Below are 23,376 nucleotides of genomic sequence, written 5' to 3' on the forward strand. Positions count from 1 at the left end.
AATACGGAGCTCCGAAAATCACTTGCCCCACCCCGGCCACGGGACGTACCTTCGGAGCACGCAGGAAAGGAGGTGGTCCGAGAAATGATTCACTCAAGGACTGGCGAGGTGGCCGTCCGCTAGGGCGACGCCGAGCATTCGCTCGACGTCGTTCGTGCGAATACCTGACGGACACCCGAACCCCGGGCTGCCGGATCTGGTCCGACCGGCCCCGCACCCGCGGGACAGAGCCCGGGGTTCGCCCATGCCCTCCTCCGACCACGGTCGGAGCGCGGCCACTGCTACTTGCTTCCGGCCTTCTTGAGCTGCGCCGACATGTACGAGCGCAGGTCGTGCCCGCGCGCGGCCAGGTCCCAGGCGTAGCCCAGGGTGTCCCGGTCCTCGCCGAACAGCCCGTAGAGACGGTGTGAGGCCTGGACCTCAAGTCCCGTGATGGTGTGCACCACCGCGTTGGTGGCCATCTCCACCCGGTTCGCGAACACGTTGCCCAGGTAGGACTCGATGAAGCCCTCGTTGTGAGCGACCAGCACTTCCAGGTGGATGATGTTCTTCTCGTCGTCCTTGGCGTACCGGGCGGTGTCCTCCTCGGACAGCGCGCGCCAGTAACCGGACTCCTCGGTGATGAGCTCTCCGAGCGTCCCGTCGGCCTTCATGCGCCAGGCCCGGCTCCGGTAGTCCAGGTACGGGGAACCGTCCCTGACGGTGAACTCGACCTCCTGTCCGAACTGGAGCTCCTCCTCGTCGGCGTAACCGGCCACGCCGACGCCCTCCCAGCGCCCGAACAGGAACGACAGTTTCTCCAGATCGGGGTGTACCTCAGCATCCATAGCCACCGAGCCTAGGGCATGTTCGGCGAACACCCGGCAGGGGTGCGTTCCGTGCCGTCGAGGAGCCTTGGACTGGACATGCCCAATTGGCCCCGCTTTCCTGGAGAACTGGTAAAGATTGTCAGCAGACGCGGTGTGTCCTTGGGGCTCGGCGCCCGCAGTCGTCCTTGACCTCCGACGCGCTTACTAAGGGGCTGCCTGTGTTCATGGTGATCGGTGTGGCGCTGCTCGCCGTCGCGGTGGTCCTCCTGCCGTTGACCGTCGTCGCCCTGCGCCGCTGGCTGCGACAGCGCGGGCTGGCCCAGCTCCTGCCCGGCGCCCTGGTGCCCCGCAAGGGCCAGCGGGTGACGCTCACCGGTGTCGCCGCCGCCGGGCCCTCCGGTCTCATCGAGTCCGGGCTGGCGGGTTCGGAGTGCGTGTGGCACGGCCACGAGGTGCTGCGCCACTACCGGCCGCTGGTCCGCGACCGGGCCGAGGGCGCGGTCACCGAGCGGGCCTGCGACTCGATCGCCGACTACGGCTCCGACGAGCTGTTCGGGCTGGTCGCCGAGGGACGCACCGGTGCGGCCGAGCGCGTCTACGTCGACCCCGCCGGTGCGGAGCCGCGTGACCCCGAGCTGTGCCTCAAGCGCCTGGTCGGCCGCCCCCAGCCCGGGGTCGCCGCCGCCGCCGACGACCTGCTGCCGCGCGTGCGCGGCCGTATCTCCGGCGTCTTCCGGGGCGAGACGATCGAGTTCGAGTACCGCGAGTGGATCATCCGCCAGGGGGCGCGCGTGCGTGTCAGCGGCGAGGTCGACGTGCGCGACGGCCGCGTGGTGCTGATCGCCTCCGAGGGCGCCCCGCTCACCGTCGAGCACGGCGTGGAGGAGGGCCCTGCCCGCGTCTCGCCCCGCCGCCGTGAGGCCGTCCTGCTCCTGACCGCCTTCGCCCTCTGCGCGATCGCCGGCACGGTCGTCACCGCCGCCGCGTTCTGAGTAGGCTGACCGCATGACTCGTTCCCTGGTGATCAAGGTCACCGCCGGTGAGGACTCCCCGGAGCGCTGCAACCAGGCCTTCACCGTCGCGGCCACGGCGGTCGCCAGCGGCGTGGACGTGTCGCTCTGGCTGACCGGCGAGGCCGCGTGGTTCGCGGTGCCCGGCCGAGCCGAGAAGTTCGACCTCCCCCACGCCGCCCCGCTCCAGGACCTGCTGGCGGCGGTGCTCGCCGCGGGCGGCGTCACGGTCTGCACGCAGTGCGCGGCCCGCAGGGAGCTCACCCAGGACGACCTGCTCGAGGGCGTGCGCATCGCGGGAGCGGCCACCTTCGTGGAGGAGAGCCTCCGGGACGGCGCCCAGGCCCTGGTCTACTGACCCCCGACACGACGGTGCCCGCACCGCCTGGTGGCGGCGCGGGCACGGGAGATCGGGGTTCGGACTACTTCTTGCCCTGGTTGGCCACGGCCTCGATGGCCGACTTCGCGGCCTCCGGGTCGAGGTAGGTGCCGCCCGGGTTGGTGGGCTGGAACTGGTCGTCCAGCTCGTACACCAGCGGGATGCCGGTGGGGATGTTCAGCCCCGCGATGTCGGCGTCGCTGATCCCGTCGAGGTGCTTGACCAGCGCGCGCAGCGAGTTGCCGTGCGCGGTGACCAGGACGGTCCTGCCGGCGGCCAGGTCCGGGACGATGTTGTCGTACCAGTACGGCAGGGCGCGGTCCAGGACGTCCTTCAGGCACTCGGTGCGCGGCAGCAGCTCCGACGGGAGCAGGCCGTAACGCGCGTCCCCGGCCTGCGAGTAGGGGTCGTCGTCGGCGATGGGCGGCGGGGGCGTGTCGTAGGAGCGGCGCCAGACCATGAACTGGTCGTCGCCGTACTCCTCGCGGGTCTGCGCCTTGTCCTTGCCCTGGAGGGCGCCGTAGTGGCGCTCGTTGAGGCGCCAGGACCGCTGGACCGGCAGCCAGTGCAGGTCGGCGGTCTCCAGCGCGAGGTTCGCGGTGCGGATCGCGCGCTTGAGCAGAGAGGTGTGCAGGATGTCCGGGGTCACCCCGGCGGCCTTGAGGAGTTCGCCGCCGCGGCGGGCCTCCTCCTCGCCCTGCGCGGAGAGGTCCACGTCCACCCAGCCGGTGAACAGGCCCTTCGCGTTCCAGACACTCTCGCCGTGTCGAAGCAGTACCAGAGTTCCCATGGGAGCCAGCCTAGCGATGCCGCGCGGGTGACCGCCCACGGCGGGGCCTACTGTTCGGGTTCGGCCAGGTGCGCGAAGGCGCTCAGGTTGCGGGTGTCGTGGCCGCGGGCGGTCCGCCACTTCCACTCCTTGCGGATCGCCGTGGCGAAGCCCAGCTCCAGCGCGGTGTTGAAGTTCTCGTCGGAGTAGGTGAGCACGCAGCCCAGAAGCCGGTCCACCTCGGCGGGGGTCACGCCGCCCAGCGGAAGGCGTCCCCGCACGTACACGTCGCCGACGTCATCGGAGACGAACGCCATCCCGTACATGTCGGAGCTGCGCCGGGTCAGCCACTGGTAGAACCCGGCGTGGTTCTCGTCGGGCTGGCGGCAGAAGAACGAGGTGAGGGTGAGGCTGTGCGGTCCGGCCTCCAGCCACACCATGGTCCTGAGCTTGGCCGTGCCGGGGATCGTCACCAGGAACGACCCCTCACGCGGGCGTTCGACCTCGAGACCGGCCTCGGTGACGGCTTCGTCGATCGCCCTGATGGCGCTCTCGCGCTCTGTTTCCGCTGCCACGTCCTCGCCTCTCGTCACTTCGGTGCGACCCCCCGCGGTCAACGGGCCGCGGCGAGCCGGAGCCCGCGCGGGTTGAGGGTGTCCCGGTACACGTCCAGGAGTTCGTCCACCGTCCGCGACCACCCCAGGGTGGCGGCGTGGCGTGGACCCGCCCCGGCCAGCTTGGCACGCCAGGCCGGTTCGGTGATCATCCGGTGCAGCTCGGCGGCGTAGTGCCGGGGGTCGTGCCCGTCCACGAGGATCCCGGAGACGCCCTCGGAGACCGCCGTGGTCAGGCCGCCGACCCGTGCGGCCAGAACGGGGGTGCCGCAGGCCTGCGACTCCACGGCCACCAGACCGAAGGACTCGGAGTAGGAGGGGACGACGGTCACGGTCGCGGCCCGGTAGTAGTCGGCCAGGCGCGCGCGGTCCTGGGGGGGTTCCATCCGGACCACGTCGGCGACGCCCAGCGATCGCGCGAGGTCGGTGAGCAGCCGTGGTTCGTGTCGGCCGCCCCCGGAGAGTCCCCCGACGACCCCGACCACCAGGCGGGAGCGCAGGGACGGGTCGCGTTCGAGCAGGTCGGCGGCGGCGCGGATGAGCACGTCGGGGGCCTTGAGCCGCTGGACACGGCCCACGAACAGCAGGAGTTCGGCGTCCCGGGGCAGCCCGACCCGCTCCAGGGCCTCCGTGCGTGAGCCGGGGGTGAAGGTCTCCAGGTCGACCCCGGGCGGGATCGTGTTGATCTGCTCGTTCCGGGCACCGTAGAAGCCGGTGAGCTGGCGCGCCTCGTCGTCGGTGTTGGCGATGAGCCGGTCCGCCTGGCGCACCAGCTGGTCCTCGCCGCGCACCCGCGCCTCCGGTTCGGGGGAGTCGCCCTCGGCCAGCGCGGCGTTCTTCACCCGGGCCATGGTGTGCATGGACTGCACCATGGGCACGCCCCAACGGCGGGCGGCCATCACCCCGGCCCTGCCGGAGAGCCAGTAGTGGCCGTGGACGAGGTCGTAGTGGCCCGGGTCGGCCTGGGCCTCGGCGCGCAGCATCCCGAACACGAACGGACACAGGTGGTCGGCGAGGGTGTTCTTGTCGAGGTGGCCGTAGGGTCCGGCGGGTATGTGCCGCACGTTCACACCCGGCGCCAGCTCGACGACCGGAGGGAGGTCGGCGCTGGTCGCGCGGGTGAACACGTCCACGGCCACGTTGCGTTCGGCCATCCGCCGGGCCACCTCGACCACGTACACGTTGAGCCCTCCGGCGTCGCCGGTGCCGGGCTGGTCGAGCGGGGAGGTGTGCAGACTGACGGTCGCGATCCTTGAGGGAACCGCCGTCTGTTGTCCCAGCGGCAGGGGTCCGGACACCGGTGGTTCCTCCGAGTCGTGTCAGCAACGAGTGTGCGAGCCGTAGTCGTCAACAGCGACGAAGGTACACACTGTTCCCCACCGGAACGTCCGAGGGGGCCGGGGTTGACCCGGCCCGGATCACCGTGTACCCGCCCACCCGGACACCAGGAAGTCCACTGCCTCGGGGAAGGTGCTCCGCCAGGTCTCCAGGTCGTGGCCGCCCCGGGGCCTGAGGGTGTCGACCGTCATACCGTGATCGGCGAGCAGTTCCGAGAAGCGTTCGGCCTCCCCCTGGATGCTCCCCTCCTGGAGCGGGGTGTGGTCCGCTCGGCCCTCCACCAGCATGAACCTGAGGTCGTGCACGTCCTCCGATCCCAGGAGGAGGTCGGGGGAGTGCGCCGCGGTGTCCCCGCCGAAGGTTCCGTGCGGATCGTCCACGCGGTAGTACCCGGCCCAGCCGACCACCTGGGTGTAGAGGTCGGGGTGGCGCAGGGCCAGGGCGGCGGCGCCGTAGCCGCCCATGGAGAAGCCGCCGATCGCCCGCAGAGACCGGGGACGCGGGTGGTCGCCCTCGACCGCGTCGACGGTGTCCCGGGTGACGAAGCTCTCCAGCGAGAAGCGGCCGTCGTGGGCGTCCCCCCATTCGGTGGTGGAGCCCCCGCCCTCCTGCCCGTAGGGGGCCGCGACGACGAACTCGACCCCCGAGCGGCACATCTGCCGGTCCAGGTGGGTGCCCAGGTCCGCTTCCATGAGGGTCCGGTGGGTGGAGGCCGAGCCGTGCAGCAGATAGAGGACGGGCAGGTCGGTGCTGTCGGGCCCGGGTGGACGGCGTATCCACAGGGGGCGGCCCTCCTCGTCGGAGGGGTCGGGCAGGGTGACGACCTGGTCGCGCCCGGGTTCCTGGCAGACGGCGACCTGCCCCGGGTTGGGGATGGGCGCGGGGGTGGTCGCCGGATACGGGGGGAGGAGGGCGTGGCCGTGGGTCAGTTCCGGTTTCGGGGGCGACAGGTGGTGGCCGATCCGCTCGACCAGGCGCTCCGGGGGAGCGGTGGCCAGGGACGTGGCGAGCAGCACGACGGCGCAGGAGGAGACGAGCACAGCGGCGCGTCGGGGCAGGGAGACGAACACGTCGGGGACCTCGGGTCGGGGGCAACCGGAAACCGCGCACGACGCGGCCGGGAACTGTCACCCAATGTAGCCGAACGTGTTCGCTGCGCAGGGGTGCGCCGCGTGCTGTCGGGTGCCGTCCCGAACCGCCCCGCCGCGCTCTTCCCTCGAGTCCGACTCCGGCTTCCCCCGGGTCCGACTCCGACGTGGGATCAGACCGCCACCGGGTGCCGCAGCCGCAGCGCCTCGGGGTAGGGGCGCAGATAGGTCTGTTCGTTGGCCCAGGTCATGGCCTCGGCGGAACAGTGGTGCCGCAACAGCGCGACCGGCAGGCTGAGCGGGGCCTGCCCCTCCCGGTAGTCCTCGATCGCGGCCAGCAGGTCATGCCTGCGGGCGTCGTCCAACAACGGGCTGATCATCCCGAAGACGTGCTGGAGCACGTTGGCGTGCCGGCCCCGACTGCCCTTGACAGCGAGGGTCCGGTGGAAGGCCTCCGCGTAGGTGGCCGCGACCTCCTCGGGATCGCCGGTGCCCGCCCGGGCCACGATCCGCCCGGTCTCGCGGTAGCCGTCCGGGGAGTGCGCCATCAGCTGGAGTTTGTGCCGGGTGTGGAACGCCACGAGGTCCCGCGGGCGCCAGTCATCCTCCAGCAGGGCGCGCAGCCGGGAGTGCGCGAACACCCGCTCCACGAAGTGCTCGCGCAGGACGGGGTCGGACAGGCGGCCCTGCTCCTCCATGGGTAGTTGCGGCAACAGCTCGGTGAGCCGCGCGGCGAAGGCGCCCCGGCCGTTCCCGCGCACCCGGTCGCCGTGGTCGTCGAAGACCGGCAGGGCGAACAGGCCGCAGCTCGGCGACTTGTTCTTGAGCACGTATCCGTCCAGGCGGCGCAGCTCGGGCAGGTGCCGGTCGGCGACTCGGGCGAGGTCGTCCGTGTGGTCGGCGCCGCCCTTGCTGGAGATGACCCGCTCCTCACCGGGGGCGGTTTCAGGCCGCTCCTGGAGACGCAGGGTGGGGCGGGGCACGCCGAGCCCGATCTCCGCCTCCGGGCAGACCGGCAGCCAGTCCACGTGCCGGTCCAGCTCGTCGGTGAGGAACCGGAAGCGCGAGTGCCCGCCGTTGTAGCGCACGGGTGCGCCGATGAGGCAGCTGGAGACTCCGACGACGGGACGGGGAGGCGGGTTCATGGTGGGGCTCTACCCCCGACCACCTCGGGTAATCGCCAATGAACACACCCAGTAGTGTGAAGGTGTCGAAAAGTGAAGGAGTCCTTGTTGGGCACCCCCGTCATCGTCCTGTTCACGCAGGACCTGCGCCCGAACGACCACCCCGCGCTCAGCGCGGCCCTGCACGCCTCCCCGCAGGTGGTCCCCGTTTTCGTCCTCGAACCCGGCCTCCTGGCGCGCGCCGCCCGCAACCGCCGCGCCCACCTGGCCGAGGCCCTCGCGGACCTGCGCTCGGGCCTGCGGGAGAGAGGCGGCGACCTCCTCCTTCGCCGGGGCGACACGGCGACCGAGGTCGGGAGGTTGGCCAGGGAGACCGGAGCGCGCACCGTCCACCTCAGCGCGGGCGTGACCCGGTTCGCTGCACGGCGGCTGGACTCGCTGCGCGCCACCGGACTGGAGGTGTGCGAGCACCCCGGGCTGACCGTGGTGCCGCCCGGCGATCTCACCCCGGCCAGCGGCGACCACTACAAGGTGTTCACCCCCTACTGGCGGGCGTGGGAGGGGGCGCGCTGGCGCGAGGTGCTGCCCGCGCCGGAGGCCCTCGAACTGCCCGAGGGGCTCGAACCGGGTGACCTGCCCGAGCTGGACAGCGACGCCGAGGGGATCGGCGCCCTCGCCCCGGACCGGCAGACCGGCGGCTGGACCATGGCGCGCGAACGACTGCGCGCCTGGCTCGACGAGGGGCTGGCCGACTACGGGGATCGCAACGACGACCTCCCCGGGGCGGCCACCTCGCGTCTGTCCGCGGACCTCAGGTTCGGCTGCCTCTCACCACTGGAGATCGCCACCGCCGCCCGGGACCTCCCCGGCGGCAGCGAGTACGTGCGCCAGCTCGCCTGGCGCGACTTCCACCACCAGGTCACGGCGGCGTTCCCGTGGATCAACACCCGTGACTACCGAGCGCGTGACCGCGAGTGGCGCGACGACAGGGACGCCCTGGCCGCCTGGAAGGAGGGCCGGACCGGTGTGCCGATCGTGGACGCGGGCATGCGGCAGCTGCTCCAGGAGGGGTTCATGCACAACCGCGCCCGCATGATCACCGCCGCCTTCCTCACCAAGACGCTGCTGGTGCACTGGCGGGAGGGAGCCGCGCACTTCGACGCCCACCTCACCGACGGAGACGTCGCCAACGAGTACGGCAACTGGCAGTGGACGGCGGGTACCGGCAACGACACCCGACCCAACCGGGCGTTCAACCCCTCCCGGCAGGCGCGGCGGTTCGACCCCGAGGGCGTCTACGTGCGCCGGTACGTCCCCGAACTCGCGGAGCTGTCGGGCGCGCGAGCGCACACGCCCTGGCTGGAGGGGTTCGGGGAGGGTGTCGAGGGCTACCCGGCGCCGATCGCCGATCCCGGTAAGTAGCGGCTCACCCGTTGCGGTGACCGCGGTGGGGGCAGGTGCGCACGCCCGCTTCCGGGTACTCGCCGCACCTCTCGCACCGGCCCGCGGTCGGCTTGTCGTGATTGGGGGACAAACGGCGGCCGGGCGCGGCCAGCAGGGGAGGCCGGAGCACGGGACCCGAGGTCAACCCTCCGTCTCGGCCAGACCGTCGATGATGTCGTCCAGGACCAGGGAGCGGTCCAGCGCCGACATCAGACGCAGTTCCCGGAGCGCGGGGAGGGTGTCCACGCCGTCGCCCTCGGCCCCCGTCACCGTGCACACACGCATGCAGTGCTGGGTCGGGGGCCGCCAGAAGTCGCGTTCGTCGATGGGGGCGATCCGGTACACGGTGGCCGGGTACTCGGACGGGCGGCTCGGAGAGTGCCACTGTTGGACGCGGGACAGCACGAAACCCGTGATCAGGGAGTCGAAGACACCGCCTGACGCGAGGTCGGCCAGGGCGTCCTCGTCGCCTTCGGAGCGGCAGGCGTCACACCCCGCGAGTTCCGCGCGCAACAGCCAGCGGGCACGCGCGTGACTCACCTCGGGGTTCTTGAGCTTGCTCGGATGCCGGTGTCCCATGGAACGGAGCGTACGACGGACGCGGGCGGCGCGGTAGACGGGGGCGGGAGCCACGATCGAGCCGCGCTCCTCCTCAGCCCGGTTCGAAGGCCCGCCGGAACGCGGCCAGGGCGGCCTCGTCGAAGAGCACCAGGTCCACCCTGGGCACCCGGACCGGCGCGGTGCGCAGCGCCCGCGCGGCGATCCGAGCCGCGTCGTCCAGGGGCCAGCGGTACACCCCCGTGGAGATCGCGGGGAAGGCCACCGACTCCGCGCCCAGCTCGTGGGCGACCCGCAGTGACTCAGTGAAACAGGAGGCCAGCACCGCCGACCGGTCCTCGGTCCCGCTGTACACCGGACCGACGGTGTGGATCACCCAGCGGGCGGGCAACCTCCCCGCCGTGGTCGCCACCGCCCCACCCGCGGGCAACCCCTTCCCGTAGCGGGAGGCGCGCAGGGCGCGGCACTCCTCCAGGATCGCCCCGCCGCCCCTGCGGTGGATGGCCCCGTCCACCCCGCCGCCGCCCAGCAGGGAGCTGTTGGCGGCGTTGACGATCGCGTCCGCCCGGTGCTCGGTGATGTCACCCATCGAAAGCTGGAACCGCGTCCCCTCGGACGGCGCTTCTCCTCGGTCAGTCATGTCTCCCCCTCGGCCGCCCGCCCCGGGAGGAGCGGGACCTCGGTCACCCCCGGCCCGTCCCGCCCCTCGTCGGAGGCGGTTCCCGGGCCCTGTCGGCCGCGTCCCAAACCCCTACCCCGAAAGCCATCGAGAATTAACGTGGGGGTGCCACGGCGAGTAGTACTACTGGTCGTAGACTTGCTTTCATGAATCGGCTTGGCGAACTTGAACGCGCGGTGATGGATGTACTGTGGGCACGCAACGAACCAATGACGGTTCGCGAGGTCGGTAAGGCTCTCGCCGAGCGGGACCTGGCCCACACGACCGTCATGACGGTGCTCGACCGACTGGCCAAGAAGAAGGTCGTCGACCGGGCACGCGAGGGTCGTGCTTGGCGGTACCGTCCGGCAGCCAGCCGCGAGAACTACGTGTCGGAGCTGATGTTCGACGCTCTCGGTCAGACGGTTGACCGCGACGCGGCCCTGGCCGCCTTCGTCCAGTCCATGGACGGCCAGGAGGCTGAAGCGCTCCGTCGCGCACTCGCGGAAACCGAGCAGCCAAGGAACTAGTCCGTATGGTCAGTGCCGCACTCCTCACTCTCGTCGCGGTCAGCTGCCTCGTCGCCATGGAAGCACTCCACCGGGCGAAGTGGCCCTCCCGCGGTCCCTACACGGCGGTCATCGCCTGGCAGGCGCTCGGCCTGGCCTGGGGCGTGTCCACCATCGGTGCCCTTCTGGCCTACGGTCTGTCCTCCTATGAGCTCGGCGCCGCGGGCGGCCTGCTGGCCGCCGCCACCGACCTCCTGACCGGCGAGTTCATCGTCTCCGAGTTCTCGCAGGGGATCGAGGGGCTGAGCCACCTCGCCGCCGTGCTGCTGGCCTTCGCCCTGACCCTCGTGCTGTTCTCGGGCCTCGTCGCCTCCTTCGTCCAGGTGGTCCGGGTCCGCAAACGCCACCACGACCTGCTGGAACTGGTGGCCAACGAACACCCGGACGTCCCGGGCGCACGTGTGGTCGACCACCCGGCGGCCGCCGCCTACTGCCTGCCCGGAGTGCTGCGCTCCCAGGTGGTGATCAGCGCCGGTGCCCTGGAGGTGCTCGACACCCGCGAACTGGCGGCCGTGCTCGCCCACGAGCACGCCCACCTGCGTGAACGCCACGACCTCGTCCTGCTCCCGTTCTCCTCCCTGAAGCGGGCCTTCCCGCGCGTGCGCCTGGTGCGGACCTACTACGAGACCGTCGCGCTGCTCATCGAGATGTGCGCCGACGACCAGGCCCGCCGCAGGAGCTCCTCCCGTGAGCTCGCCATGGCGCTGCTCCGCTTCGGTGCCGCCGGTCTCGCGCCCGTACCCGCCGGCGCGATGGCCGCCGTGCAGGCCGCTGAACCCGCCGTCATGCGCAGGGTCAACCGGCTCCTGCGCCCGGACAGCGAACTCCCGTACCACGCGGGGGCCGTGATCATGGGCGCCTCGGCCTTCCTGCTGGCCACCGTGACCTGCCTCTGGCACATCCCGATCTGACCGCCCCGCCCGCCGCGCGCGTGTGGTCTCCGGACCCCCGCGTGTATCCGGTCAGTGATCTGCCCCTCTTTCGGGCACGATCCTCGCGTCCGATCCGTTTAACGTGGAGAGCGGGCGGAACCCCGCTCGGACGCGTGAGGCGACTGGAGTGAGTCTTGTTCTTCTGGATCTGGCAGCTGATCTACCTCGTGACCTTCGTGGCCAGCCTGTACGCGTTCATCGAGGCCCTGAGGACCCCTGAGCAGGCCTTCGTGGTGATGGACAAGCAGACCAAGAAGCTGTGGGTGATCCTCACCGGTGTGGCCTCCGGCGTCTCGCTGCTCGCCGTCCTGACCGGCACCGGCATGTTCGTCATCCTGGGCCTGGTCGCCACCCTCATCTTCCTGCTGGACGTGCGCCCCGCCGTGAAGGGCGTGGGCGGCAACCAGAACAACGGCCCCTACGGGCCCTGGTAGCGCCGGGCCACCGGCGCGCGGGTCCCTGAGGGCACCGGTCTCCGCAGTCGGTATCCGTAGCCCCGTCTCCGCGCGGACGGCTCCGCGGCCCCGGTCTCAGGTGGCTGGCGCGAACCACTGCGCGGTCGCCCCCCCCGGTGGACCTTCCGGCAGGGCGTCAACCGCCGTGCGGGGTCGAGGCCCTCGGTGGTGCCTCCCTCGGAGTCGACGGCACCGGCGGCAGCACCTCGGACAGTGCCTGGGCGTAGGCCGGATCCTGCGTGTAGTGGGAGTGGCCGAGGATCTCCGGGCGTCTGGCCTCCCCCGGCGGGGCGTCGTAGGAACGCGGGTCGGGCAGCGGATCGGCCTGGTCCACGATGTCCAGGGACCCTCCGGCCCCACCCCCGGCAGGGCCTCGTGGAGTGTCCTCGGCGTCCGCGTTCCTGCGTCTGATCGGCCCGGCGATGGCGTCGGTGACCCGCCACAGGTTGCGCCAGGCCGACACCCGCCCGGTCAGGTCGGTGAACGAGGCCGGACCGAAGTAGGCCGGGAAGTACCGCGCGTACAGTCGGTCCAGCGGTGAGCCGTGGGTGATCAGCGAGACCCGTCCCCGGCAGCTCCGGGGCAGTTGCCACACGGTCGCGGCGGCCAACACCGACCCCTGCGAGTGGCCGGAGATCACCACCTCGGTTCCCTCCCCGGCCATCCTCGCCACTCGCGCTGTCAGCTGCGGTACCGCGCGTTCGGCGTACGAGGGCGGGGCCAGCGGATGCGCGACCCGTGGCCAGAAGGTCCCCACGTCCCACAGCGCGCCCAGGGCCTGCCGGGTCGGCCGGTCCCGGTAGGCGCTCCGGCCGATCCACACCAGCGCCACCAGGCTCGCCCCGCCGATGAGCGACCCCACTCCCACGAGGACGTCCAGCGCGCTCTGCGCCACGCCCTGTAGTTCCCCGGCCACCGCCAGGGGCGCGTCCACCGGACCGGCGACCAGGTTCCCGGTGATGATCGAGTAGAGCGCGAGCCCCACCAGCGGCACCACCGGAAGCAGCAGCGCGGCCAGCACCTTGGGCAGCACCTCGGTCATCCGCCCGGTCGCCCTGGCCTTGGCGATGTCCCAGGTCCGGCGGTCCCGAACGCTCCGGGAGTACAGCGAGGTCACCTCGGGCAGCTGGCCGCGCACCGCCCCGCGCAGGCGCACCGCCAGCACCGCCACCACGACCAGGACGATCACCGCCTCGAAGGCGAACGCCAGCTGCAGCCACGAGTAGGCGGTGGGCGGCGACAGCGCCAGGCAGTCGGCCTCGGGCGCGTTCATGGAACCGCAGCCGCTCAGCCACAGCGAACCCTGGTACACCAACGCCGCCGAGAACCCGCCGCCCAGCAGTGTTCCGAGCGCGGCCGTGGACGGTCCGGCCAGCCCCCGCATGGCGGTCCGCTCGTGCGGCCGGTCCACCGCGAACAGCACCAGGGCCGCCACCAGCAGCATCACCACCAGCGCGCCCTGGGTGGCGAAGAGCGTGTTCAGCATGGTGCCGCTGCCAGGCAGCCGTCCCTCCGCCACCCAGCCGGGACGCGGCCACACGGTGTAGACGGCCACGGCCACCACCAGGACGAGCATGGTGTCCCGCAGCACCCGGCAGAACCGGTCCGCCCTGGCGTTCCACCGGGGGTCCAGCCCGGGCACCAGCACGCTCGCGACACTCGCCGCCGCCACCGCGCCCAGCAGGACGGCCAACACCGTGCCGAACCACCACGCCCCCGGAGCGGTCACCGGTTCGCCGACCCGGGCCGAGAGGTCGTGCAGGAACGCGGGCACCAGCAGCAGCGCCGCGACGGTTCCCACGGCAACGGCGATGTGGGCCGACCTCAGGCGGGCCATGATCTCGCTGTTGCGCCAGAAGTCCGGGTGGCTCAGCGGCGCGTCCTCGGAGTGGTCGGGCGGCACCGGGCCCGTCACCACCTCGTAGTCGGCCGCCGTTCTGCGGGACAGCCGCCACAGCACCACGATCACCGTTGCGGGCAGGACCGCCCCGATCAGAAGCCCCCACCCCGGTGCGGACAGCGGGGAGGAGGACGAGGCCAGGAAGGCCAGCCACGGACGCGCCCGCACACACGACTCGCCCAGCCCCGCGCACTGCCAGCCCACCAGGTCCATGCCGACCCCGGCCGAGGCCAGCGTGATGAGCACGGTCAGTGACAGCGCCAGCAGCCGGACCCCGGCCCCGTAGGTGATGCTGGCCGCCCTGCGGATCCCGGTCTGCCCCCGGTCCATCCGGCCGGGCCGCATCCAGTACGCCACATTGAGCATCATGAAGGGCAGCAGCAGGAGCCAGAACGCCCGCGAGGCACTGCCCGAGGTCAGGTTGCCCCAGGCGAAGATCTCCCGCCGTACCCCCGGGACGCTCTGGGTGTCCGGTTCACGCCGCCAGCGGAAGAAACCGGCGAGCCGGTCGCCGCCCACGCGCATGGCGGGCTCCACGTCCAGGAGTTCCTCGGCCTGTCCGCCGCTGACCCCGTGCACGCGCAGCTCCACGCAGTTGCGGACGGGAGCGGACTCGGGCTCGGAGGTCGGGGAGGCCGGGGGAACCACGGTGGTGACCGTGGTGTCCACGGGGGAGTTCCTGGTGACGGGGGACCGGGTCGCTGAGAGGGCGTGTGACGCGGGGCGCGGGGGCTCGGGCTCGTGCGAGCCGGAGGGTTCGGGGGTGTCCGGCATGTCAGCATCCTGCCACGCACAGTCGCGATGAAACTCAAAGAACCGGAGCCTGTGGACAACTCCGGGCCGAGGACGCTACTTGACCATCCCCTCGTCACTCACGTCCCAGGTGTTGCAGGCGCCCGCTGACTGCTCGGTCCAGCCGGTCCTCGTCCACCACACGCTGTTGTCCGAGGAACCGTGCGTGCGATCCGACTCGGGTCCGTCGGGACGGTCGGCGGTGGCCGAGGCGTCGTCCAGAAGGGTGGACAGGTCGTCCTCCGTGAGCGGGTAGCTCACCCGGATCGACCCCAGGAAGGCCGCCGAGAGGCAGTTGGCCTGGAGTTCGCTGCGGCGCGTCCAGGAGTTGCGGCCCGCGTCGTCCACCTCCAGCTGCCGCTGCTCGTGGTAGTACTCCAGGAGCCCGGACTCGCCCTGCACGTGGTGCCCGTACTCGTGGGCCAGCAGGGACGCGTAGACCACGCTGTCATCCGAGCCGTTCCACTTCTCCACCACGTCCGAGGTACCGATGTAGATCGCGCCGCTGGCCCGGCAGTAGAAGGCGCCCGCCGGGGACGGGTAGGAACGGCACGGGCTCACCCCGGGCTCCTCCCAGAACACCCGGTCCGGTGGGGCGAACGGGATACCCGCCCGGTCGAACTGGGTCTTCCACACGTCGTCCAGGCAGTCGGCGACCAGGTGCAGGAACCGCTCCATGGAGGTGGGGTCGTCGACGTCGAGTTCGGGTACCGGGCAGGGCAGCGGGCTCAACCGACCGGTGTCGTAGATCGGGTTGGCGACCAGCGCGCTGTGGCCGGTCGGCCGGTCGGGGAGGGTGCGACCGGGCAGCCCCAGGTGACCGGTGGGAGCGTCGGCGGACGGGCTCGGAGGCTGGCCGGGCTTGTCGTCGCCCGCGCCCTGCGCCCGCTCGGAGACGGTGTCCATGGCGGAGCCGTCCTCGTTGACGCTGGTCCAGGAGAGCAACGACAGCGCGAGCAGGGCCACCAGGAGCCCGCACACCGCGCTGAACACCCTGCGGTTGACGCGGTGGGCCCTGCGGGAGTGCTCCAGCCGGGTGAGCGTCGCGGGCAGGGGGGTGCCGGAACCGTCGGGGCCGGGCCCGCCGGGCTCGCCGGAGCCGACCGGGCCGTGGTCACCGCTCACCGCACCAGCTCCTCGCGGGCTTCCCAGGTGTTGCAGGCCGCCGGATCGAGACGGTCCAGACCGTGCGCGGTCCACAGACGACCGTTCTCCACCGATCCGTGCGTGCTCGTGCCCGCGTGGTCGGAGCGGAGCCCGACGGAGTCGAGGATATTGGCCCTCTCCGACTTCCCGTAACCGAGGGACTCCTCAGCGGAGCCGACGAACACCCCGCCCAGGCAGTTGGCCTGGAGCTCGTTGCGCCGGGTGAGCTCGTCCGCGGTCTCCTCGTCGGCGTTGGCCCGCAGGGAGCGGAACTCGGCCAGGATCATCGACTGCCCCTGCACGTGGTGCCCGTACTCGTGGCTGAGCAGGAACGTGTACGCCTCGGCCTCGTCACTGCCCGCCGAGGCCGCCACGATGTCCTCCACTCCCAGGTAGAGGCCCTGGTTGGCCTGACAGTAGAAGGCCGCCGTCCCCTCCTTGGGGAAGGGGCCGCACGGGCTGTTCCCCGCCGCGTACCAGTACACGCGGTTCGGTGAGGAGAACGGGATGCCCGCCTCCTCGAAGTACGCGCCCCAGGCCGCGTCCAGGCAGTCGGCGATCGAGTGCACGAAGGTCTCCACCGACTTCGGGTCGTCGGCGTCCATCTGCGGTGGCCGACAGGTGACCTCGCCGAGCTCGCCGTTGGCGTAGAGCGGGTTCTGCCCCAGCGGATCCTCGATCGTCGCCGTGGTGGTCTCCGTGGAGGAGACGGACTCGGCGGAGAGCACCTGGGTGGCGTCCGGCCCGATGGGCTCGCCCCACGCCGGTTGCGCGGTCGGCAACAGCGCGGAGAAGGCGAGGAAGCCCGTGAACCCCACGGCGGCCAGCCCCGTGCCCAGGGACAGCGAGACGCCCAGCCCCATGCGCTGGAGGAACCCGGGGCGCTCCGCCCACGGGTCGGACTCGGGTCGGTTTCGTCGACGGGTCAGCACGTGCCCGAGCCCCCGTTCCGCACGGGAGGCCCGGCCACGCCGGAGCTACTGTCGACGGAGCCACCGGCGGGGGGCCGGTACGCGACGCCGGGGAGGGCGCCCGATGGGCACGGTCCGCTCACGGACCGGATAAGCTCTCGCGTCATGTGGTGGGTCGGCTCCTGGCGCCCGGCCGTCGCGTTGGCGACGGCCCTGCTCGTGTACTCCTCGCTGTTCGTGGTGGTCGCCGTGGGGTGGCCGGGAGGGGAGGCGCACGCGGTGACGGCGACCGCACCGGCAACCACAGTACCGGGGCACGAACCAGCGGTCATCGCCCGACGTTCCGCCACGGACACGGACATCACCAACGACATCCGCCTCGAACTGGACCAACGGGGCACCCTCCACGGCGAGGAGTCCATCAGGTTCGAGGGACCCGCCCCGGAGACCTTCACCCGGGCCCTCACCGCCACGATGCTCTACGACACCGACCACGACCGCCGGTTCGAGATCAACGGGGTCTCGGCGGTCGACTCCGGCGGCTCCACCCTTCAGGTGGAGACGGAGGAGACCGACGGCGCCCTCCTCGTACGCATCCCCACCGAGGGCACCCGCGGGGTGCGGCTCAGCTACCGGGTGAGCGGCACCGTCGGCGAGGTCTCCCAGGGGGTCCAACTGGAGTGGCGGGCCGTGGGCGCCTACAGCCACGACGTCCGCTCCACCGACGTCACCGTCACCGCGCCGCAGCCCCCCGAGGCGCTGTCCTGCCTGGCGGGAGAGCCCCGCAGCGCCATGTACTGCACCGCTTCGGACATGGGCGGGGACGCGGTCGTCGCGCACTTCCTCCAGGCCGACATGACCCCCAGCGACCGGCTGGACATCGTCGTCAACTACCCGCCCGGCACGGCCGAGGGCGAACCGATCCTGAGCCGCCGGTGGTCGCTGGCGTCGGCCTTCCAGGTGACGCCGGGGACCGCGAGCGTGTTCGGACTCCTTCTGCTGGTCCTGGTCGGCGGGCTGATCGCCCTCATCCGGATCCGGGGCCGCGACGAACGCGCGCTGCACAACGAGGCGGCGGAGGGCGACCACGCCCCCGTGGCCCGCGGTGAGCACGGCCGGATGCGCTTCGCCCCGCCCGACGACGTCCACCCGGGCCAGATCGGCACGCTGGTCGACGAGCGCGTGGACATCGCCGACCTCACCGGTACCGTCCTCGACCTGGCCGTACGCGGTCACATCCGGGTCGAGGAGCTGCCCCACGAACACTTCACCTCGGTGGACTGGCGGCTGGTCCGCCTGGACGGACCTCCCGAGGAGGTCCTGCTCTCCTCCGAGTGGCTCCTGTTGGACGCCCTCTTCGGTGACCGGCGCTCCGTGCGGCTGTCGGAACTCGGCTCCTCCCGCCACTCCGAGGACTTCCCGGCGCGCGTGGACCGGGTCCGCGAGGAGCTGTACCGCGACATGGTCCGGCTCAAGTGGTTCTCCCGGTCGCCCAGCCGGGTGCGGGGGACCTGGACGACGGTCGGCATGGTGCTCACCGCCTCAGGGGTGGTCCTGACCGGTCTGCTCGCGGTGTTCACCAGCGCGGCCTTCACCGGTCTGGCCGTCATCATCGCCGGGGCCGCCGTCACCGCGGGCGCGCAGTACATGCCGGCCAAGACCAAACTGGGCAGCTCCGTCTACGCGCACACGATGGGCTTTCGCGACTACCTCCTCAGCCAGCGGGCCCAGAGCGCCCCGCCCGGCGAACGCGTGGAGCTGTACTCGCGCTACCTCCCCTACGCGGTGATCTTCGACGACGTCGACCGCTGGGCCAACATCCTCGCCTCCGCCGCGATCGCCGACCTCAGCCCCGAGGAGCTCGACGGCGACGGACTGCACTGGTACACGGGCCCGCGGGAGTGGCGGATCGAGGACTTCTCGGACTCGATCAGCACGTTCGTGGTCACCCTCACCGGTCTGATCACCAACACCCGCCGTGTGCGCCTGCTCAACCAGCTGCAACGATCGAGGTGACACCGCCCCCGGCCAGGGGCGGCCCGGGAAAGAGAGCAGGGGAGAACCATGCGCGCTGTCGTGCAGCGGGTGTCGCACGCTTCGGTGACGGTGGAGGGCGAGGTGGTCGGTGAGATCACCCGACCCGGCCTGATGGCCCTGGTGGGGGTCACGCACACCGACACGGAGGACGAGGCCCGCAGGATCGCCAGGAAGCTGTGGACCCTGCGTGTCCTGGAGGACGAGAAGTCCTGCTCCGACGTCCAGGCGCCTCTGCTGGTGGTCAGCCAGTTCACCCTCTACGGCGACGCGCGCAAGGGCCGTCGCCCCACGTGGCAGGCGGCCGCGCCCGGGCCGGTGGCGGAGCCACTGGTGGACGCCGTCGTCAAGGAGCTACGGGACCAGGGCGCCGAAGTGGCCACGGGGGTCTTCGGCGCCCAGATGTCCGTGGGACTGACCAACGAGGGACCCTTCACGGTCATCGTGGAGGTCTGAGGGAGTCCCCGCCTAGCGGGTGGTCACACGGGCCAGGACGTGGGCCGGGACGGGGAGGTCGTGGCTCAGCGCCGGGTCGGTGACCGGAGGGTCGAACACCGTCCGGACCGGCTGCACACCCGCCCAGACCGGGAGGGCGTGGTCCTCCTCGTCGTCAGCGGGCGGGCCCGTGCGGACCTTCACCGAGGCCTCCTCAAGGGACAGCGCCAGAACCCGGGTGGCCGCCATCTCCTTGGCGTCTGGCTGGCGGGCGGCGTCCCACTGGCCCGGTGCGAGCTGCTCGGTGATCGCCCGCAGGCCGTCCCGGCGCTCCTGTTCGTCGGTGACCACGCGCGGCGTTCCGAAGACCATCGCCGACCGGTGGTTGACCGAGTGGTGGAACGCCGAACGGGCCAGGACGATCCCGTCCAGCAGGGTGACCGTCACGCACATCTCGCCCTCCGTCCGCAGGGACCGGGCTCCGGTCGAGCCGTGCAGGTAGAGGGTGTCGCCGATCCGCCCGTACCCCGTGGGGACCACCCGGGGAGACCCGTCAACAACCACGCCCATGTGGCAGACCAGGCCCTCGTCGAGGAGGTCGTACAGTTCGGTGCGGTCGGTCCTGGTCTTGTGCTTGGCGCGGTTGAGGCGGGTGCGTTCGGTCGTGGAGAGCATGCGACTACCGTAGGGAGAAGTGGATATCCAAACCATGGCCACTTCTGGCAGGAAGTGAAAGACCACTTTGCCCCGACGTCTCGCCGAACCACCGGTCCGCCTCGACCGCTCCGACCCCGCACCGCTCACCGCGCAGCTGTCCGGAGCGCTGCGCGAGGCCATGGTCTCCGGTGCGCTCCGGGCCGGTGAACGGCTGCCCTCCAGCCGGGCCCTGGCCGCGCAGCTCGGGGTGAGCCGCACGGTGGTCACCGACGCCTACCAGCAGCTCTACGCCGAGGGGTGGCTCGAGGGCCGCCACGGTTCGGGCACCTTCGTGGCCGAGCACGAGCCCCTGCCAGGCCTGCCGGAGCCAACGGAGCCACGGCACGACACCGAGCCCGCGCGTGGGCGTCCCTCGCGAGAGGAGGCACGCCGGGCCGGAGTGGCCGACCTGCGGGCGGGCGCCCCCTGGGTCCGCGACCACGACCGCGCGGCCCTGCGCCGGGCCTGGCGGCACGCGGCCGGGACACCGCCCTCCGACGACCCCGAACCCCAGGGCGAGCCCCGACTGCGCGCACTGCTGGCCGAACACCTGCGCCGTACCCGGGGCGTTCGGGTGGGACCCGAGAACGTCCTGGTCACCCGGGGGACCGGCAACGGGCTCGACTTGGTCGGCGCCATGATCGCCATGGAAGGGATCCCTGCGCGGGGCTCGACCCCCGGGACCCGTTTCCGTGCGGGAGTCGAGGAACCCGGTTACGGCAAGGCCCGCACCATCCTGGCCGCACGCGGCGCCGAGATCGTTCCCTGTCCCGTCGACCACGACGGCATCCGTCCCGGGGAGCTTCCCGACGACCTCGCCCTCGTCTACACCACGCCCGCCCACCAGTACCCGCTGGGCGGCCGTCTGCCCCTGCCCCGCCGCGAACGCCTCCTGGCCTGGGCCCGCCGGAACGGAGCGCTCGTGGTGGAGGACGACTACGACGCCGAGTTCCGCTACGACGTGGCGCCCCTGCCCGCCCTGTACGGGCTCGACCCCGAGCGGGTCGTGCTGCTCGGCACCCTCTCCAAGACCCTCGACCCCGACCTCGGGATCGGCTGGATCGTCGCCGAGCCCGACCTGCTCCACCGCCTCACCCGCGTCCGAGCCGAGCTGTCCGACCGCACCAGCGGGCCCGTCCAGGCCGCCACCGCCCTCCTGCTCGAACGCGGGGACCTGGACCGGCACCTGCGCCGGATGCGCCTGGAGTACGCCCGCCGCCGCGCCACGCTCGTGGAACACCTCGGGGCCCGGATCGCCGGGGACACCGCCGGACTCCACGTGCTGCTCACCCTGCCCGAGGCTGCGGTCGCTCCGGTGGTCGCGGCGGCGGCCGAGGAGGGCGTCCTGGTGGAGGACACCCTCCGCGCCAGCCACGGAGCCCCCAGCGTGCACGGGCTGGTGATCGGCTACGGGTCGGTTGGAGGCGGGGAGCTCCGGCGCGCCTGCGAGGTCCTGGCCCGCGCGGTGGAACGCCACACCGGGGAACGGGCGGCCCTCGGGGCGGATCGAGGAAGGCGCTGAGCCCGTCGACAGGCAGCCCGCTTGATCGAACCGACCCGCCTGGCGAGGACCCGTGGGGTGCGGGCACCGCCAGATCCCACGGGGACGCGCCAGCGCGGAGAGCGGGCCAGCGGCCCCGGAAACACGGAGGTCCCGGAGACAAAGAGGTCCCGGGTCGCGGCGGTACCGCGTCCCGGGACTCGAAGCAAGGTGGGGCCGGGCCGGAGAGGGGAGAGGGACCCGAAGGGGGACCTCCCGCACCAGCCAGGAGCCCTACTCGACCTCGACGGTGACCGGCTCGAACTTGTAGCCCAGGCCGCGCACTGTGACGATGTAACGCGGGGTGCCCGGGTCCTCCTCGATCTTCGCGCGCAGGCGCTTGACGTGCACGTCGAGGGTCTTGGTGTCACCGACGTAGTCGGCGCCCCACACACGGTCGATGAGCTGCATCCGGGTGAGTACCCGCCCGGCGTTGCGCAGCAGCACCTCCAGCAGCTCGAACTCCTTCAGCGGGAGCTGCACGTTGTCGCCGCGCACCGTCACCACGTGCCGCTCCACGTCCATGCGGACGGGACCGGCCTCGAGAGCGGCGGGCAGCACGATCTCGTCCTCGCCCCGTCGGCGCAGCACCGCGCGGATGCGCGCCACCAGCTCGCGGGAGGAGAACGGCTTGGTCACGTAGTCGTCGGCGCCCAGCTCCAGACCGACGACCTTGTCGATCTCGGAGTCCTTGGCGGTGAGCATGATGACGGGGACGTTGGACTTCTGCCGCAGGGTCCGGCACACCTCGGTGCCCGACAGCCCCGGCAGCATCAGATCCAGCAGCACCAGGTCGGCGCCGGTCCGGTCGAAGGTCTCCAGAGCGACCGTCCCGGTGGGCGCCACCGCGACCTCGAAGCCCTCCTTGCGCAGCATGTACGACAGGGCGTCGCTGTAGGACTCCTCGTCCTCTACTACGAGTACGCGCGTCACTGTGCCGTCTCCTGGTGGTTGTCGTTCCGGGAAGCTTCGAGCTCCCGGCTCTCGGGCCTGGGCAGACGTAGTGTGAACGTCGACCCCGACCCCTCCTTGCTCCACACGGTCACTTCTCCACGGTGGTGGGTCATGATGTGCTTGACGATGGCCAGACCGAGACCGGTACCACCGGTGGCCCGGCTCCGAGCGGCGTCCACACGGTAGAACCGCTCGAAGATTCGCTCCAGGTCCTGCTGGGGGATTCCGATCCCCTGGTCCGCGACGCTGATGTCCACGCTGCTCCGCGAGGTCCCGACGGACACCGCGACCCGCGTGTTCTTCGGACTGTAGGCGACGGCGTTGGCTATGAGGTTGCGCAGGGCGGTCCCCAGCATCGCCTCGTCACCCAGGACCGTCAGCCCCTCGGCTCCGCTGCCGACCAGTTCGATGCCCTTGGCGTCGGCGGGCATCCGCACGGTGTCGATCGCCTCCTCGACGACCGACCCGAGGTCCACCGGGGCGGGTTCGGCGATGGGCTCGGCGCCCTGGATGCGGGAGAGCGTGATGAGGTCCTGGATGACCGCCGTGAGCCGGGAGGCCTCGGTCTGCATGCGCCCGGTGAAGCGGCGCACCGCCTCGGGGTCGTCGCTGGCGTCCTGTACGGTCTCCGCCAGGAGTGACAGCGCGCCCACGGGGGTCTTGAGCTCGTGCGAGATGTTGGCCACGAAGTCGCGTCGGACCGCCTCCACCCTGCGGTGCTCGGTCTGGTCCTCGGCCAGGACCAGCACCAGCCCGGTGCCGCCCAGAGGGGCGACGCGCACCGCGAAGGACGTGGCGTCGGGGCCGAACTTGCGGACGGCCACCTCGATGTCGGTCTCCCGGATCACCCCATCGCGCCGCACCTTGCGGGCCAGGGTGAGGAGTTCGCCTATGACGAGTTCCTCTCCCCGGACGAGGCCGAAGGCCCGGGCGGCCGAGGAGGCGCGCAGCACGCGGTCGCCCGAGTCGAGGACCACCGCGGAGGAGGGGAGCGCGGACAGCACTTCGGCCACCCCCTGCGGGAGCGTGCTGCCGTCGTGCCGTGGTGACGGCGTCTCCTCCCGTGTGGTGCGCGTACGGAAGAGGGGGCTGGCGGCGACGACGCCGATGGCGACGCCCACGACGAGCCCGATGATGCCGACGACCGCGGCGAGAAGTTCCCCTTGCACGATTCGATCGTAAACGTGCGGACTGGGGCTTTACCCGGTCAGGACATGTGACC

23 protein-coding genes are annotated in these 23,376 nt (G+C 71.7%); 9 read left to right on the plus strand and 14 right to left on the minus strand.

Annotated features, from left to right (window positions below):
- Positions 1 to 281: 281 nt before the first annotated feature.
- Positions 282 to 827 (minus strand): FABP family protein, encoded by a 546-nt coding sequence (locus tag KBX21_RS13640; RefSeq protein ID WP_210842122.1) that lies wholly within the window; start codon positions 825 to 827, stop codon positions 282 to 284.
- A 206-nt stretch (positions 828 to 1,033) separates the two neighbouring features.
- Here KBX21_RS13640 and KBX21_RS13645 point away from each other — a divergent pair, with 206 nt between their 5' ends.
- Together KBX21_RS13645 and KBX21_RS13650 are read left to right on the plus strand one after the other, a co-directional pair.
- Entirely contained in the window at positions 1,034 to 1,801 is a 768-nt protein-coding gene (locus tag KBX21_RS13645; protein ID WP_049579265.1) for a hypothetical protein, read from the plus strand.
- A 13-nt stretch (positions 1,802 to 1,814) separates the two neighbouring features.
- Positions 1,815 to 2,177 (plus strand): DsrE family protein, encoded by a 363-nt coding sequence (locus KBX21_RS13650; protein ID WP_049579251.1) that lies wholly within the window; start codon positions 1,815 to 1,817, stop codon positions 2,175 to 2,177.
- A 64-nt stretch (positions 2,178 to 2,241) separates the two neighbouring features.
- On the opposite strand, the gene KBX21_RS13655 is transcribed toward KBX21_RS13650, so the two are convergent.
- From KBX21_RS13655 to KBX21_RS13675, 5 genes are all read right to left on the minus strand, one after another.
- Positions 2,242 to 2,988: a phosphoglyceromutase gene (locus KBX21_RS13655; protein ID WP_049579249.1), complete on the minus strand. Its 747-nt coding sequence runs from the start codon at positions 2,986 to 2,988 to the stop codon at positions 2,242 to 2,244.
- A gap of 47 nt (positions 2,989 to 3,035) precedes the next feature.
- Positions 3,036 to 3,542 (minus strand): YbjN domain-containing protein, encoded by a 507-nt coding sequence (locus KBX21_RS13660; protein WP_049579246.1) that lies wholly within the window; start codon positions 3,540 to 3,542, stop codon positions 3,036 to 3,038.
- A 38-nt stretch (positions 3,543 to 3,580) separates the two neighbouring features.
- The gene (gene mshA / locus KBX21_RS13665; protein ID WP_210842123.1) at positions 3,581 to 4,879 is read right to left on the minus strand and encodes a D-inositol-3-phosphate glycosyltransferase; all 1,299 of its coding nucleotides are present in this window, start codon (positions 4,877 to 4,879) and stop codon (positions 3,581 to 3,583) included.
- A gap of 120 nt (positions 4,880 to 4,999) precedes the next feature.
- Entirely contained in the window at positions 5,000 to 5,989 is a 990-nt protein-coding gene (locus tag KBX21_RS13670) for an alpha/beta hydrolase family protein (RefSeq protein WP_210842124.1), read from the minus strand.
- A 191-nt stretch (positions 5,990 to 6,180) separates the two neighbouring features.
- Positions 6,181 to 7,152 carry a DUF523 and DUF1722 domain-containing protein gene (locus KBX21_RS13675; protein ID WP_210842125.1) on the minus strand — a complete coding sequence of 324 codons (972 nt, stop codon included), beginning with the start codon at positions 7,150 to 7,152 and terminating at the stop codon, positions 6,181 to 6,183.
- Positions 7,153 to 7,239: 87 nt separating this feature from the next.
- Between KBX21_RS13675 and KBX21_RS13680 the strand changes: the two genes are divergently transcribed.
- The gene (locus KBX21_RS13680) at positions 7,240 to 8,553 is read left to right on the plus strand and encodes a deoxyribodipyrimidine photo-lyase (protein ID WP_210842126.1); all 1,314 of its coding nucleotides are present in this window, start codon (positions 7,240 to 7,242) and stop codon (positions 8,551 to 8,553) included.
- Between the two features lie 162 nt (positions 8,554 to 8,715).
- On the opposite strand, the gene KBX21_RS13685 is transcribed toward KBX21_RS13680, so the two are convergent.
- Together KBX21_RS13685 and KBX21_RS13690 are read right to left on the minus strand one after the other, a co-directional pair.
- Complete coding sequence (locus tag KBX21_RS13685) at positions 8,716 to 9,153, minus strand: hypothetical protein (protein WP_017544170.1); 438 nt, start codon at positions 9,151 to 9,153, stop codon at positions 8,716 to 8,718.
- 73 nt (positions 9,154 to 9,226) lie between these two features.
- The gene (locus KBX21_RS13690) at positions 9,227 to 9,772 is read right to left on the minus strand and encodes an O-acetyl-ADP-ribose deacetylase (protein WP_374225722.1); all 546 of its coding nucleotides are present in this window, start codon (positions 9,770 to 9,772) and stop codon (positions 9,227 to 9,229) included.
- 185 nt (positions 9,773 to 9,957) lie between these two features.
- On the opposite strand from KBX21_RS13690, the gene KBX21_RS13695 reads away from it, so the two are divergent.
- The 3 genes from KBX21_RS13695 (at position 9,958) to KBX21_RS13705 (ending at position 11,725) form a co-directional block, all read left to right on the plus strand.
- Entirely contained in the window at positions 9,958 to 10,320 is a 363-nt protein-coding gene (locus KBX21_RS13695) for a BlaI/MecI/CopY family transcriptional regulator (protein WP_082206639.1), read from the plus strand.
- A gap of 5 nt (positions 10,321 to 10,325) precedes the next feature.
- On the plus strand, positions 10,326 to 11,270 hold the full coding sequence (locus KBX21_RS13700; protein ID WP_049577581.1) for a M56 family metallopeptidase: 945 nt from the start codon (positions 10,326 to 10,328) through the stop codon (positions 11,268 to 11,270).
- Between the two features lie 155 nt (positions 11,271 to 11,425).
- The gene (locus KBX21_RS13705) at positions 11,426 to 11,725 is read left to right on the plus strand and encodes a DUF2516 family protein (protein WP_017544166.1); all 300 of its coding nucleotides are present in this window, start codon (positions 11,426 to 11,428) and stop codon (positions 11,723 to 11,725) included.
- Between the two features lie 157 nt (positions 11,726 to 11,882).
- Here KBX21_RS13705 and KBX21_RS13710 read toward each other — a convergent pair whose 3' ends face one another.
- The 3 genes from KBX21_RS13710 to KBX21_RS13720 all read right to left on the minus strand — a co-directional run bounded on the left by KBX21_RS13710 (position 11,883) and on the right by KBX21_RS13720 (position 16,447).
- Complete coding sequence (locus KBX21_RS13710; RefSeq protein ID WP_210842127.1) at positions 11,883 to 14,420, minus strand: hypothetical protein; 2,538 nt, start codon at positions 14,418 to 14,420, stop codon at positions 11,883 to 11,885.
- A gap of 75 nt (positions 14,421 to 14,495) precedes the next feature.
- Positions 14,496 to 15,563 carry a neutral zinc metallopeptidase gene (locus tag KBX21_RS13715; RefSeq protein ID WP_307869209.1) on the minus strand — a complete coding sequence of 356 codons (1,068 nt, stop codon included), beginning with the start codon at positions 15,561 to 15,563 and terminating at the stop codon, positions 14,496 to 14,498.
- The gene (locus KBX21_RS13720) at positions 15,560 to 16,447 is read right to left on the minus strand and encodes a neutral zinc metallopeptidase (RefSeq protein WP_247665720.1); all 888 of its coding nucleotides are present in this window, start codon (positions 16,445 to 16,447) and stop codon (positions 15,560 to 15,562) included. The genes KBX21_RS13715 and KBX21_RS13720 overlap by 4 nt, the downstream gene beginning before the upstream one ends.
- A 213-nt stretch (positions 16,448 to 16,660) precedes the next feature.
- On the opposite strand from KBX21_RS13720, the gene KBX21_RS13725 reads away from it, so the two are divergent.
- Complete coding sequence (locus KBX21_RS13725; RefSeq protein WP_210842129.1) at positions 16,661 to 18,511, plus strand: DUF2207 domain-containing protein; 1,851 nt, start codon at positions 16,661 to 16,663, stop codon at positions 18,509 to 18,511.
- Positions 18,512 to 18,559: 48 nt separating this feature from the next.
- Positions 18,560 to 18,985 (plus strand): D-aminoacyl-tRNA deacylase, encoded by a 426-nt coding sequence (gene dtd / locus KBX21_RS13730; RefSeq protein ID WP_210842130.1) that lies wholly within the window; start codon positions 18,560 to 18,562, stop codon positions 18,983 to 18,985.
- A 12-nt stretch (positions 18,986 to 18,997) separates the two neighbouring features.
- Here dtd and KBX21_RS13735 read toward each other — a convergent pair whose 3' ends face one another.
- The gene (locus KBX21_RS13735; RefSeq protein ID WP_210842131.1) at positions 18,998 to 19,639 is read right to left on the minus strand and encodes a pyridoxamine 5'-phosphate oxidase family protein; all 642 of its coding nucleotides are present in this window, start codon (positions 19,637 to 19,639) and stop codon (positions 18,998 to 19,000) included.
- A 67-nt stretch (positions 19,640 to 19,706) separates the two neighbouring features.
- On the opposite strand from KBX21_RS13735, the gene KBX21_RS13740 reads away from it, so the two are divergent.
- Entirely contained in the window at positions 19,707 to 21,182 is a 1,476-nt protein-coding gene (locus KBX21_RS13740) for a PLP-dependent aminotransferase family protein (RefSeq protein WP_049577601.1), read from the plus strand.
- A gap of 252 nt (positions 21,183 to 21,434) precedes the next feature.
- Here KBX21_RS13740 and KBX21_RS13745 read toward each other — a convergent pair whose 3' ends face one another.
- Positions 21,435 to 22,133 (minus strand): response regulator transcription factor, encoded by a 699-nt coding sequence (locus KBX21_RS13745; RefSeq protein ID WP_049577606.1) that lies wholly within the window; start codon positions 22,131 to 22,133, stop codon positions 21,435 to 21,437.
- Positions 22,130 to 23,323, minus strand: coding sequence for a cell wall metabolism sensor histidine kinase WalK (locus KBX21_RS13750; RefSeq protein ID WP_049577609.1), 1,194 nt, complete (start codon positions 23,321 to 23,323; stop codon positions 22,130 to 22,132). Before KBX21_RS13750 ends, KBX21_RS13745 begins: the two co-directional genes overlap by 4 nt.
- Positions 23,324 to 23,376 lie beyond the last annotated feature (53 nt).

This window comes from Nocardiopsis sp. B62 (assembly GCF_018070675.1).
Lineage (GTDB): Bacteria > Actinomycetota > Actinomycetes > Streptosporangiales > Streptosporangiaceae > Nocardiopsis > Nocardiopsis prasina.

What these genes read in the sequence shown, in the direction of transcription:
- KBX21_RS13640 (WP_210842122.1), bottom strand. Translation starts at nt 827, where the DNA reads ATGGATGCTGAGGTACACCCCGATCTGGAGAAACTGTCGTTCCTGTTC.
- KBX21_RS13645 (WP_049579265.1), top strand. Translation starts at nt 1,034, where the DNA reads ATGGTGATCGGTGTGGCGCTGCTCGCCGTCGCGGTGGTCCTCCTGCCG.
- KBX21_RS13650 (WP_049579251.1), top strand. Translation starts at nt 1,815, where the DNA reads ATGACTCGTTCCCTGGTGATCAAGGTCACCGCCGGTGAGGACTCCCCG.
- KBX21_RS13655 (WP_049579249.1), bottom strand. Translation starts at nt 2,988, where the DNA reads ATGGGAACTCTGGTACTGCTTCGACACGGCGAGAGTGTCTGGAACGCG.
- KBX21_RS13675 (WP_210842125.1), bottom strand. Translation starts at nt 7,152, where the DNA reads ATGAACCCGCCTCCCCGTCCCGTCGTCGGAGTCTCCAGCTGCCTCATC.
- KBX21_RS13685 (WP_017544170.1), bottom strand. Translation starts at nt 9,153, where the DNA reads ATGGGACACCGGCATCCGAGCAAGCTCAAGAACCCCGAGGTGAGTCAC.
- KBX21_RS13690 (WP_374225722.1), bottom strand. Translation starts at nt 9,772, where the DNA reads ATGACTGACCGAGGAGAAGCGCCGTCCGAGGGGACGCGGTTCCAGCTT.
- KBX21_RS13695 (WP_082206639.1), top strand. Translation starts at nt 9,958, where the DNA reads ATGAATCGGCTTGGCGAACTTGAACGCGCGGTGATGGATGTACTGTGG.
- KBX21_RS13700 (WP_049577581.1), top strand. Translation starts at nt 10,326, where the DNA reads ATGGTCAGTGCCGCACTCCTCACTCTCGTCGCGGTCAGCTGCCTCGTC.
- KBX21_RS13710 (WP_210842127.1), bottom strand. Translation starts at nt 14,420, where the DNA reads ATGCCGGACACCCCCGAACCCTCCGGCTCGCACGAGCCCGAGCCCCCG.
- KBX21_RS13720 (WP_247665720.1), bottom strand. Translation starts at nt 16,447, where the DNA reads ATGGGGCTGGGCGTCTCGCTGTCCCTGGGCACGGGGCTGGCCGCCGTG.
- KBX21_RS13725 (WP_210842129.1), top strand. Translation starts at nt 16,661, where the DNA reads ATGTGGTGGGTCGGCTCCTGGCGCCCGGCCGTCGCGTTGGCGACGGCC.
- dtd (WP_210842130.1), top strand. Translation starts at nt 18,560, where the DNA reads ATGCGCGCTGTCGTGCAGCGGGTGTCGCACGCTTCGGTGACGGTGGAG.
- KBX21_RS13735 (WP_210842131.1), bottom strand. Translation starts at nt 19,639, where the DNA reads ATGCTCTCCACGACCGAACGCACCCGCCTCAACCGCGCCAAGCACAAG.